Raw genomic sequence first — 12,160 nt, 5'->3', positions numbered from 1 at the left:
TCGCTACACTGGCGACCTTTTCGTGACTTGTGTTGCCGCCCTAATGACCGCGTTGAAATACCTCCAGGCCTATCCCGCAGCGCTGCAGGACCAGGTGCGCCAACTGATCGCCGACGGTCGGCTGGGCGACTACCTGAACCAGCGTTACCCGGAAAAACACCGGGTGCAGAGCGACAAGGCGTTGTACACCTACACGCTGGACCTCAAGCAGGAATACTTGCGTAACGCCCCGGCCATCGACAAGGTGTTGTTCGACAATCGCCTGGACCTGACCCACCGCGCCCTCGGCCTGCACACCGCGATATCCCGGGTGCAGGGCGGCAAGCTCAAGGCCAAGAAAGAAATTCGTGTTGCTTCGTTGTTCAAGGAGGCGCCTGCCGAGTTTCTGAAAATGATCGTGGTGCATGAACTGGCGCACTTCAAAGAGTCGGATCACAACAAGGCGTTCTACAAACTGTGCGAACACATGTTGCCGGGGTATCACCAGGTGGAGTTCGATGTGCGGGTGTACCTGACGTGGCGGGATATGCAATAGACATCAAAATATCGCAGCCGGGAGTGTTTAGATGGATGTAAGCAAGACCAAGAGCAGCTTCTATCGCCGGTTGTACGTGGCGTACCTGATTGATAGCGGGCTGGCCAGCAGCGTTCCGGCGCTGACCGAGGTGACCGGCATGCCCCGGCGCACGGCCCAGGACACCCTCTTAGCGTTGGCGGATCTGGATATTGTATGCGAGTTCGAGCAGGAAGAAGGCGCACGCAATCATGCCGGGCGCTACCGGATACGCGAGTGGGGAGCGATTGATCGGGGGTGGATCGAGCGTAATTTGCGGCAGATTAAAGCGGTGCTTGAGTATCCCTGAATTACCGATCCCGATCATTGTTTGATCGTTCCCACGCTCTGCGTGGGAATGCCTCAATGGACGCTCTGCGTCCGCTTCGGCAGGGACGCGGAGCGTCCCGGGCTGCATTCCCACGCAGAGCGTGGGAACGATCAGTACTGAACCTTACGGGCGGCGCATCCCGATATGCGGAATGTCATCCTCCAGAAATTCCTCACCCGCCACCACAAACCCGTACCGCCCGTAGTACCCCTGCAAATGCGCCTGGGCCGAGAGATAAATCGGCATTTCAGGCCAGTGCTTCTCAGCCTGCTTCAACGCCTGCTCCATCAGCTCATGCCCAAGCCCGACGCCGCGCGCTTGAGGGGCAATGATCACCCGCCCAATCACCACGTCACCGCCCTGTAACTCCGGGTCGAGCAACCGCAGGTACGCCACCAGCCGATCCCCGTCCCAGGCCATTAAATGGCAGGTGTCACCTTCCAGATCCTGGCCGTCTACATCTTGATAAACGCATTTCTGCTCAACGACAAACACTTCTGCACGCAGTTGCAGAATGGCGTACAGCTGCTCTTTGCCTAGATCGCTATGGTGTTTGCAGACCCAATCGATTGTCATCTTCACATTCCCTGAACAACGTCGTTCCGATACTAAGCGCCCAGACGAAAGATGTCTTTATGGCAGAGGAATTTGTGACAAAGGCCAAAATGCCATCATTCAATTCGCTCGGTCTTGTCTTCTTTGTGTAATCTGAGATGAAGCGCTGTGCAGTGGCTTCGATGAGCTAATGTTAGTACCTTGGTTGGCAGTACAGGGGCCTTGGAGTTGGCTGAAAACATGTCGGGCGTCCCGCCCGCTAAGGATTTTCTAGCATGCCGCGATTGCATCGAGCCTTTGCTTTGATTGGGTTGCTGTTGCTGACCCAAGGCGCGGCAGCGCAAAAGCTGCGATTGGTGGCTGATGCCTGGCCGCCCTTCACCGACGCCACGCTGGTCAACGGTGGGTTGGCCACGGACATCGTCAGCACCGCGCTGGCCCGGGCCGGTTATGCCAGTGATTTCGAACAAGTGCCTTGGGCGCGGGCGTTACTGGGGGTGGGCGAGGGTCGATACGACGTGTTGGTCAACGCCTGGTACACCGACGATCGCACGAAACTTGGCCAGTATTCCGGCGAATACCTGCTCAACCGTGTGCGGTTTCTCAAGCGCAAAGACACACCGATCGAATACAACAACCTGCAACAACTGCATACCTACCCGATAGCGGTGGTGCGCGGTTATGCCTATTCGCCGGAGTTTGATGGCGACGTGTCGCTGCAGAAAGTCCCGGTGCACAACTTCTCCATGGCTGTGCGCATGGTCGCCGCGGGCCGGGTCAAATTGACGCTGGAGGACGAATACGTCGCGCGTTACTACCTGGCCCGGGAATCTTCCAAGGTGCGCGATGCTGTGGAGTTTTTGCCCAAGCCACTGAGCGAGAACAGCCTGCACATCCTGGTCAGCCTGAAGAACCCCAGGCACGAACAGATCGTCGCCGGATTCGACCGCGAGATCGCGGCGATGAAAGTGGATGGCAGTTATCAGCGGTTGATGAAGCTGCACGGAATGTAAGTGGCGGGCCCGATCTCAATCCTCACTCGTTTCCTTGATGAGGTGCGTTGCCAACGTCCGCAATGGCCCAAGCTGTCGGTAGATCAATGCCAACTGCGTCTGCACCAATCGTTGCCCTTCATCGATTTCGTCCGGCATCTGCTCAAGCGTATTGGCCAGTGCCTCTTCCTCATCGCTTTGAATGGCAATCGGCAGTTTGCTCGCCAGGCCTTGGGCAATTTCATCGAGGCTGGCGGCCAGTTTCACGCCGGCACCGTCGATCAAATGCTCGCGCACGTCCGGCGGTAGCTGGGTGTCCCGGTGTGCGCCCAGTCCGGATAAATAGCTGAGTAAGGTGTGCGACAGCACCAGGAAGCGAAAACCGACATCCGCTTCCTTACGGAAATGCCCCGGTTCCATCAGCATGTTGGCGAGGGTCGTCGACAGCGCGGCGTCGGCGTTATGGGCATTGCGTCGGGCCAGGCGATAAGCCAGGTCGTCGCTTTTGCCGGCGGCGTATTGCTGCATGATCTGACGCAGGTAAATGCTGTTGCAGGTCAGCGTGTTGGCCAGCACTTTATTCAGGCGTCGGCCCTGCCAGTCCGGCAGGAACAGGAATACCGCCAGCCCGGCGATCAGGCTGCCGAGCAAGGTATCGAACAGCCGCGGCAGGAACAGCCCGTAACCATCCCCGACCTGGTTGAAGCAGAACAGCACCAACAAGGTGATCGCGGCTGTGGCCAAGGTGTAGCGGGTGGTGCGGTTGATAAAGAACACCACCCCGGCGGCGATCGCAAAGCACGACTGGACCAAAGGATTCGGAAACAGATCGAACAGCGCCCAGGCCACCGTCAGGCCGATGGCGGTGCCGATGATCCTCTGGCCGAGTTTGCGGCGGGTGGCGCCGTAGTTTGGCTGGCAGACAAACAGCGTGGTGAGGATGATCCAGTAACCCTGGGACGGGTGGATCAAATGCACCATCGCGTAGCCGATGCTCAAGGCCAGGGGTAAACGCAGGGCGTGACGGAACAGTAACGAGGTCGGTGTCAGCTGGGTGCGCAAGCGTATCCAGACATCTTTGAGGCTGCGTGGCGAACGGTCGAGCAGGCTGCTGTCGGTGGCGTCGGCCAGGGCATCGGGGTTGCTGGCGTCGCTGAGCAAACGGTCGAGCGTGCCGAGGTTGGCCGCCAGTGCCCGCAACGAACGCAACAACCCGCGCCAGGCCGGGTTGCTCTGAATGCGCAGGTGTTCAAGGGAGGCGTGCAGATCGCTCAGGGCTTCGGCGAAGCTGGCGTCATAGATGAACGGCTGGCGCATCTGGATCGACTCGGCCAGCGCCCGGCAGGCCTTGCCTTGCTGGCGCAGCAGACGCTGACAGCGGAACATCACGTCGCTGTGAAAGAAGGCATCGGCCAGGGCGTTGTAAGGGTAGTGCGAGGAGCTGGCGCGCTCGTGGATGTCCTGGGCGAGGAAGTACAACTTCAGGTATCGGCTGAGTTTCGAGCCCGGTCGACCGTTCCCCACCCGATGCAGGATGATCTCCTTGGCGGCGTTCAGTGCTGCCACGACACGACCGTTTTGCTGCGCCAGTTCCAGTCGACGCGCTTCCACGTCCATCTGGCGGATCGGCTCGAACAGCGACGATTTCAGCTTCAGGTAAAAACCCAGTTCGCGGAACAATCGCGCCAGGCTTTGCTGCACTGGCTGATTGGAAAACAGCGCTTGCCACAGCACCGAGAGCAAACCGTACCAGGCCGCACCAGCCACCAGCAGCACCGGCTCGTGCCAGAAATCGGTGACGGCGCCGCCGCGCTGGTCCACGCCGATCATGGTGTAGACCGACAGAATCAACGTCGCCGAAGCAATCGCGCCATAGCGTTCGCCGAGGGCACCGAGCATGGTCAGGCCGAAACTGGCCAGCGCCAGGGCGATGATAAAAATGATGGGGTAGGGGAAGAGCAGTTCGACGGAGAAGGCGGCGACGCTGAAACACACCAGCGTCACGGCCAGTGCGTTAAGGCGGCCCTGCCAACTGTCGTCGGTCTCGGCCAGGGCGCTGGCGATGATCCCGAGGAACAGCGGGATCAGCAGCCCCATTTCATCCTTATACCAACACAGCGCCATGCTGCCGGTCAGGGCGATGAACACCCGCACGCTGTAACTGAATTTATCCAGCGCCCAGAGGCGACGCAGAGACTGATTAAACGGGGTCGATGACATGAAGTGCGAAGGCCTTCCGAGGCAATGACGCTAAATTGAGCCAGTAATGACATCTAACAGCAAAATCTGTTCCTTGCTTGTTCTGTGTCGCCTGTTCGGACGCCTTCCGACTTGCCCGCGAAGAACGGTAACGCGGTCGATCAGACGTACTGCGCAGCCGCGTAACCCGAGGCCCAGGCCCACTGGAAGTTGAAGCCGCCCAGATGACCGGTGACGTCGAGTACTTCACCAATGAAGTACAGGCCGGGGCTTTTCAGCGATTCCATGGTCTTGGACGAGACTTCTCGCGTATCGACGCCGCCCAGGGTCACTTCGGCGGTGCGGTAGCCTTCGGTGCCGGCCGGCACGACTTTCCAGCTCGCCAGTTTTTCCGCGATGTCGGCAATTTCCGCGTGGGTGTACTGCTTCATCGGTTTGGACACGAACCAGTTGTCCGCCAGCAGGTTGGCCATCTTCTTGGTGAAGATTTCCCCCAGCAAGGTTTTCAGCTCGCTGTTCGCACGCTCGGCCTGCTGCTGTTGCAACCAGGTCGGTACGTCGTAATCCGGCAGCAGGTTTATCTCCACCGTATCGCCGGACTCCCAGAACGACGAGATCTGCAAAATCGCCGGGCCACTGAGGCCACGGTGAGTGAACAGGATGTTCTCGCGGAAACTCTGGTCATTGCAGCTCACCAGGCAATCCACCGATGTACCGGACAGCTCGGTGCAAAGCTCCTTGAGCTGATCGGTGATGGTGAACGGCACCAAACCTGCGCGGGTCGGCAGCAAGTCGTGGCCGAACTGCTTGGCCACTTGATAACCGAAACCGGTTGCACCCAGCGTCGGGATCGACAAGCCGCCCGTGGCGATCACTAACGATTCGCAGGTGATCTGGTCGAGAGTGGTTTGCAGCAGGTAGCCGCTCTCCATTTTCTCGATGTGCTGGATCGAGGTGTCCAGGTGCAGGCTGACGCCGACCTGATCGCACTCGTTGAGCAGCATCTCGAGGATGTCGCTGGATTTGTTATCGCAGAACAATTGGCCGAGTTTTTTCTCGTGGTAGGGCACGCCGTGTTTGGCGACCATCCCAATGAAATCCCACTGGGTGTAGCGGGCCAGGGCCGATTTGCAGAAGTGTTCGTTCTGCGAGAGGAAATTGTTCGGTTCGGTGTACATGTTGGTGAAATTGCAGCGGCCACCGCCCGACATCAGGATTTTCTTGCCGGCCTTGTTCGCATGGTCGAGCAACATCACCTTGCGCCCGCGCCCGGCGGCGGTCAGCGCACACATCAAACCTGCGGCGCCAGCGCCAATGATCACGACTTCGGTAGAGCGCAAAACGGTGTCCTCACACAATGATCGTTCCCACGCTCTGCGTGGGAATGCCGCCATGGACGCTCTGCGTCCGCCGTTATGTGACGCAGAGCGTCACGGGATGCATTCCCACGCAGAGCGTGGGAACGATCAGGGTCAGAGGATGCGAACGCGCAGCGAACGGCCTTTGATCTTTCCGTCGTTCAGGCGCTGCAAGGCTTGCTTGGCGATCCCGCGTTCAACAGCCACATACGCCTGGAAGTCGAAGATCGCGATCTTGCCGACCTGGGCACCCGGGATACCGGCATCGCCCGTCAAAGCGCCGAGAATGTCACCCGGACGCACCTTGTCTTTACGGCCAGCACCAATGCACAACGTGCTCATCACCGGCAGCAGCGGTGCGCCGCCCTGGGACGTGAGGTTGTCCAGTTGATCCCAGCTCAACGGCGACTTCTGCAGTTGCTCGATGGCCTGGGCGCGATGCGCTTCGGACGGCGCGACTAGGCTGATCGCGATGCCTTTCTCACCGGCACGACCAGTACGACCAACACGGTGAATGTGGATTTCCGAATCACGGGCCAGCTCGACGTTGATCACCATGTCCAGCGCATCGATGTCCAGACCGCGAGCGGCGACGTCGGTGGCGACCAGGACCGAAGTACTGCGGTTGGCAAACATCGCCAGCACCTGGTCGCGGTCACGCTGTTCCAGATCACCCTGCAGACCGACGGCGGAAATGCCTTTGGAGGTCAGGTGATCAACGGTTTCCTGAACCTGCTGCTTGGTGAAGCAGAACGCTACGCAGGAAGCTGGACGGAAATGCGCGAGGACTTTGACCACCGCGTCCATACGCTCTTCCGGGGAAATCTCGTAGAAGCGCTGCTCGATCTGCGTATCGTCGTGGAACGCCTCGGCCTTCACGATCTGAGGGGTGCGCATGAATTTCGACGCCAATTGCTTGATGCCCACCGGATACGTGGCGGAGAACAGCAGGGTCTGGCGGCGCTCCGGGGTCTGGGCGATGATTTCTTCGATGGAATCGTAGAAACCCATGTCGAGCATGCGGTCGGCTTCGTCGAGGATCAGCGTGTTCAGGCCATGGAGCACCAGCGAACCCTTGCGCAAGTGCTGCTGAATACGACCCGGGGTGCCGACGATGATGTGTGCGCCGTGCTCCAGCGAACCGATCTGCGGGCCGAACGACACGCCGCCGCACAGGGTCAGGACCTTGATGTTGTCTTCGGCGCGGGCCAGACGACGGATTTCCTTGGCGACCTGGTCGGCCAGCTCACGCGTTGGGCAAATGACCAGCGCCTGGCACCCGAAGAAGCGCGGATTGATCGGGTTCAACAGGCCGATACCGAAGGCGGCGGTCTTGCCGCTGCCGGTCTTGGCCTGGGCGATCAGGTCCATCCCCTTGAGGATCACCGGCAAGCTTTGCGCCTGGATCGGCGTCATCTGGGCATAACCGAGGGAGTCGAGGTTAGCCAGCATGGCGGCGGACAGCGGCAAAGTATTAAAAGCGGTGGCGATGGTGGTCACGGGACTGGCCTGCAAAACAAAATGTCGCGCAGTGTATCAGTACCGCGGCCATTCGCCCTAAGGCTCTATGTGCTCTTCCGGACGTTTGACGCGCCGTCCGTCTTCCTTTGAAAGCTGCGAAAAGATCGTCGCGGCCAGCATCGCCATGATTCCGACTGTCACAAAGGTCAATTGGAACGCGCCCAGAACTGTGTCCACACCATCGTTTCCGGCTTCTGCCGTGAACCCACCGAGTAGCGCACCGGCGCAGGCAACACCCAGGCTCAGGGACAATTGCGCAACCACCGACAGCAAGCTGTTGCCGCTGCTGGCGCTAGCATCGTCGAGGTCGATCAGGGTCACGGTGTTCATCGCGGTGAACTGCAAGGAGTTGATCGCGCCGAGGACCGACAGCATCACCAACAGCAACCAGTACGGCGTTTGCTCGCTCACCAGCCCCATGCTTGCCAGCATCAGCCCCAGCGCCAACGTGTTGCCGGTGAGCACCATTCGATAGCCCAAACGTTCGATCAGCGGCCGCGCCACCGACTTGGCGACCATCGCCGCCGCCGCCAGCGGCAGCATGCTCATCCCGGCCTGGGACGGCGAATAACCCAGCGCCACTTGCAGCAGCAACGGCACGAGAAACGGCAGGGCGCCGCTGCCCAGCCGGGCGAACAGGTTGCCGAGGATGCCCACTGCAAACGTCCGGGTCTTGAACAGCGACGGCGCGAACAGTGGATTGTCAATGTGCCCGGCCCGTAACCAGTAGGCCGCCAGACAGGCCATGCCGCCGAACAGCAGCAACATCACGCGCAAGTGCGGCAGGTGCAATTCGCCGAGACCTTCCATGGCAATGGTGATCAGCACCATCGCTGCGCCAAACAGCAAAAAGCCCAGGCTGTCGAAACGCGTGCGTTCGCTGCCACGCAGATCGGGGATGAATTTCCACACCGCGTAACACCCGACGGCGCCCACCGGCAGGTTGATCAGGAAGATCCAGTGCCAGGTCAGGTATTCCACCATCCAGCCGCCCATGGTCGGGCCGATCAACGGGCCGAGCAATCCGGGAATGGTGATGAAGCCCATGATCCGCACCAACTCCGAGCGCGGGTAAGCTCGCAGCACTACCAATCTCCCAACCGGCAACATCAGCGCGCCGCCCAGGCCTTGGATCACCCGCGCGCCAATCAGCATGCTCAGGGTGCTCGACAATGCGCAGAGCAACGAGCCGAGGCTGAACAGCAGAATCGCGCCGAAGAAGATTTTCTTGGTGCCGAAACGGTCGGCGATCCAGCCTGAGGCAGGGATCAGTAACGCGACGGTGAGCATGTAAGCAATGATCACGCCCTGCATGCGCAGCGGGTTTTCGGCCAGGTCGCGGGCCATGGCGGGCAGAGCGGTGTTGAGAATGGTGCCGTCGAGGGATTGCATGAAGAAAGCGATCGCGACAACCCACGGAACCCAGCGGGCGGTGACAGCGTCGAGAGGCGGGCGGTTGGGCATGGGACCTCATTTGATTTAAACGACGACGATGATCGTTCCCACGCTCCGCGTGGGAATGCAGCCCGGGACGCTCCGCGTCCCTGCCGAAGCGGACGCGGAGCGTCCATTGATGCATTCCCACGCGGAGCGTGGGAACGATCGGTGTCAGAGGGTCAAGGTCAACCGGTTGATCAACGCACCTGGCAACAACGCCGAGGCCGTGGCCCGCTGACTGTAGGTGCTCGCCGACAACATCAACTCGCGCTCTTCGGTCAAAGCCTCCAACTGCGACCCCAGCAAACTGTAGGCACTGTCATCAAACCGCATGGTACTCACCGGCGCCTGAATCTCGCCGTTCTCGACCCAGAAGGTCGCAAACCGCGTCATGCCGGTCAGGCGTGCCGCCGGCTGATCCGAGTAGTTCAGGTACCACAGGTTGCTGATGTACAAGCCAGTGCCCAATTGCTTGAGAATCTCTGCGTCAGGCAACGTACCGGCTGCCATGTTCACTGCGCTCGGCATCTCACCACCGCTAGCACCGTTGGCGGTCAGGCCGTACTCGGCCGCACTGCGCGAACTGACCATCTGCGCGCCGGCCTTGCCGTTGACGATCAACCCAAGATCGCTGCGCGGATAACCTTCGCCGGAGAAGGCCGGGCTCAACGAACCGCTGACCTTTTCATCGATGGACACCAGCGGGCTGAACGAACTGTCGCCTGCGTAAAGCTTCTGCAGCGGACTGTTTTTGCTGGCAATCGACTGCGCCGAGAAACCACCCCAGCCCAGTATGTCCATGATTTCTCCCAGGGCTGTCGGAGCCAGGTAGGCACGGTACTGACCCGGTGTGAGGGTGCGTTGCGGTCTGCCGAGAAACGCCAACTGCTCGCGCGCCAGCGCAAAGCGCCTGGTAAACCCTTCGCTGCTCCACTCGTGCCCGGCGTAGCTGGCTTTCACTGCCTGGCCGTTGTCATGGAACAGGCTGAAGTCGAAGTTGAAGCTGTTGGCTTGGTGCCAACCGAACGCACCCGTAGAACTGGCGAAACCGCGGCTGATCGGGCCGGCAGCATAGAAGCCCACCAGGTCCAGCCCTTCGGCGGCCTGGGTGATTTCGGCCACCACTTGCTCGGTGTCCGGCAGTGGATGTTCCTGCACGCTCTTGCTCTGCCAGCCATTGTGGTTGAGCAGCAGGTACGGATCCTGCGGCAACACCGGCAATGTTTCGCGCAACTGTTGCAGACCTTCGGCGAGGCGCTGAACATCGACTTTTGCATCACCGGAAAGGGTGATGTTGAGGTCGGCATGCCGGCCATCGTTGATCAGTTTAAAACCGACACTCGCCTGCTGCACTTGACCGGCCTGACGGACCTTGGCGTGGTTGAAGCGCACGAAGGCCGACGACTCGGACGCGTAGCTGAGGGTGAATTGCTCCGGCTCGCGAATCGCGTCGCGCAGCCAGTTGACCAAAGCCTTGAACGACTCGGCCTGATTGTTTGAAGTACTCATCAGGCGTCTCCCCCAAATACATCTACGTTGCTGAACACACAGGCCGGCGAGGCATGCCCGACGCGAATGACCTGATTCGGTTCGCCCTTGCCGCAGTTCGGCGTGCCCAGGACCTTGACGGTATTCGCATCGCCGACGGCGCTGAGGCTTTTCCAGAACTGTGCGGAAATCGCCCGGTAGTTGGGGTTCTTCACCACGCCTTTGAGTTCGCCGTTTTCGATCAACTGAGCCCATTCGCAGCCGAACTGGAATTTGTTGCGCGCATCGTCGATGGACCACGAGCGGTTGGTCGACATCATGATGCCGTGCTCGATGTTGCCGATAAGTTGTTCCAGCGGTTGATCGCCGGGTTCGATGTTCAGGTTGGCCATGCGGTCGATTGGCGGGCGGTTCCAGCCGCAGGCGCGGCTGTTGGCGACGCCGTCCATGCCGGCACGGAATTGCGAAAGTGCGCCGCCCAGTGGGCGCAGCAACAAGCCTTCCTTGATCAGAAACTGTTTGCTCGCGGCAGTGCCGTCGTCGTCATGGCCGTAGCTGGCAAGCTGCTCGGGGATGTCCGGATCGAAGGTCACGTTGAGCAGTTTGGAGCCGTATTGCAGGCGGCCGAAGTCTTCTGCCTTGACGAAGCTGGTACCGGCGTAATTGCGCTCGTCGCCGAGGATACGGTTCAGCTCCAGCGGGTGGCCGATGGATTCGTGGATCTGCAGCATCATTTGGTCCGGCATCAACATCAGGTCGCGCGGGCCTTGCGGGGTGTTCGGTGCCAGCAGTAATTGCAGCGCTTGATCAGCGACTAGCGGGCCGGCGCCGACCAGGCCGCAGCGGCTGATCACATCAAAACTGCCCTGTTGGCCAAAATTCTCGCGGCCGAGGGTGCGGGTCTGACTGTCGCTACCGTCGTAGGCGGTGACTTCCAGGCTCGGGTAAACGAAACGCTGGGCCTGACGCAGTTCGGCGCCGGCGCTGTTGAGATAGATCTGCTCGACGTGGGTGATGCCGATGCTCACCTGCCAGTTCACCAGTCGCTCGTCCTTGGGCACGGCGGCGGATTCGGCACCGAGCAGTTGGTAGCAATCGCTCAGGGACGGGAAGGGCTGGTCCAGGTTCGGTGAAAAGTAGTCGGCGCGATCGCTGGAGACGGCTTGCTCGCGCAGGTCGAGCAAGGCATGGGGCTTGAGTCGACGGGCTTGTTGCTCGGCACGTTCCAGGGCGGCTTGCAGGCCTGATTGGGACAGGTCGTTGGTCGCGGCGTAGGCTTCGACGCCGTTGACTCGAACGGTCAGCATCGCGCCTTCGTCACGGCTCAGGCTCGGAGGTTCGGCGACATTCTTGCGCACCGACAGGTATTGACCGGACTCGCGCACATAACGCAGCGAAAAGAATTCAGCGCCCGTGCGCAAGGCAGCGAAGCGCTGCTTGAGCTGGGGGTGGAAATCGAACATTCGGGAACCTCCTTGGTATGGAGTGGCGGTGTCGATGTTGCGAGGGGGTGAAACGTTTGCGTGGCGCTAGATTAGGCCTGGGCGGGGGGTAGGATCAAGCACGGAGCGTTGTAGGAAAGGTTTACTTGGTGGGGCAGGGAGAGGTGTGTGGTTGCTGCGGGCCCTATCGCGAGCAAGCTCGCTCCCACAGTTGATCTTGGGTGTTCACAACTGCTGTGTTCACTGGAAATCTACTGTGGGAGCAGGCTTGCTCGCGAAGGCAG

General features: G+C 60.3%; 10 protein-coding genes. 3 read left to right on the top strand and 7 right to left on the bottom strand.

What is annotated here, in order from left to right; genetic code table 11:
- Positions 1-43: 43 nt before the first annotated feature.
- Together ACYZTR_RS26295 and ACYZTR_RS26290 are read left to right on the top strand one after the other, a co-directional pair.
- Positions 44-535 (top strand): M48 metallopeptidase family protein, encoded by a 492-nt coding sequence (locus tag ACYZTR_RS26295; protein ID WP_461975029.1) that lies wholly within the window; start codon positions 44-46, stop codon positions 533-535.
- A gap of 31 nt (positions 536-566) precedes the next feature.
- Positions 567-863, top strand: a complete 297-nt coding sequence (locus ACYZTR_RS26290) for a winged helix-turn-helix domain-containing protein (RefSeq protein WP_461966817.1) — start codon at positions 567-569, stop codon at positions 861-863.
- A 144-nt stretch (positions 864-1,007) separates the two neighbouring features.
- Here the strand turns inward: ACYZTR_RS26290 and ACYZTR_RS26285 are convergent, their stop codons facing one another.
- On the bottom strand, positions 1,008-1,460 hold the full coding sequence (locus tag ACYZTR_RS26285) for a GNAT family N-acetyltransferase (protein ID WP_461975027.1): 453 nt from the start codon (positions 1,458-1,460) through the stop codon (positions 1,008-1,010).
- Positions 1,461-1,714: 254 nt separating this feature from the next.
- Here ACYZTR_RS26285 and ACYZTR_RS26280 point away from each other — a divergent pair, with 254 nt between their 5' ends.
- A complete protein-coding gene (locus ACYZTR_RS26280; protein WP_461975025.1) occupies positions 1,715-2,452 on the top strand; it encodes a substrate-binding periplasmic protein in 738 nt (245 codons plus the stop codon).
- A gap of 15 nt (positions 2,453-2,467) precedes the next feature.
- Here the strand turns inward: ACYZTR_RS26280 and yccS are convergent, their stop codons facing one another.
- The 6 genes from yccS to ACYZTR_RS26250 form a co-directional block, all read right to left on the bottom strand.
- A complete protein-coding gene (gene yccS / locus ACYZTR_RS26275; protein ID WP_461975023.1) occupies positions 2,468-4,651 on the bottom strand; it encodes a YccS family putative transporter in 2,184 nt (727 codons plus the stop codon).
- A 140-nt stretch (positions 4,652-4,791) separates the two neighbouring features.
- Positions 4,792-5,970 carry a BaiN/RdsA family NAD(P)/FAD-dependent oxidoreductase gene (locus tag ACYZTR_RS26270; protein ID WP_461975021.1) on the bottom strand — a complete coding sequence of 393 codons (1,179 nt, stop codon included), beginning with the start codon at positions 5,968-5,970 and terminating at the stop codon, positions 4,792-4,794.
- 132 nt (positions 5,971-6,102) lie between these two features.
- Positions 6,103-7,440: an ATP-dependent RNA helicase DbpA gene (gene dbpA / locus ACYZTR_RS26265; protein WP_461979896.1), complete on the bottom strand. Its 1,338-nt coding sequence runs from the start codon at positions 7,438-7,440 to the stop codon at positions 6,103-6,105.
- A gap of 105 nt (positions 7,441-7,545) precedes the next feature.
- Positions 7,546-8,973 carry a multidrug transporter subunit MdtD gene (gene mdtD / locus ACYZTR_RS26260; RefSeq protein ID WP_461975020.1) on the bottom strand — a complete coding sequence of 476 codons (1,428 nt, stop codon included), beginning with the start codon at positions 8,971-8,973 and terminating at the stop codon, positions 7,546-7,548.
- 144 nt (positions 8,974-9,117) lie between these two features.
- On the bottom strand, positions 9,118-10,455 hold the full coding sequence (locus tag ACYZTR_RS26255; RefSeq protein ID WP_461975018.1) for a TldD/PmbA family protein: 1,338 nt from the start codon (positions 10,453-10,455) through the stop codon (positions 9,118-9,120).
- A complete protein-coding gene (locus ACYZTR_RS26250; protein WP_461975016.1) occupies positions 10,455-11,897 on the bottom strand; it encodes a TldD/PmbA family protein in 1,443 nt (480 codons plus the stop codon). The genes ACYZTR_RS26255 and ACYZTR_RS26250 overlap by 1 nt, the downstream gene beginning before the upstream one ends.
- Positions 11,898-12,160 lie beyond the last annotated feature (263 nt).

This window comes from Pseudomonas sp. Hz4 (assembly GCF_054898165.1).
This window is presented reverse-complemented; position numbering and strand designations above follow the sequence as displayed.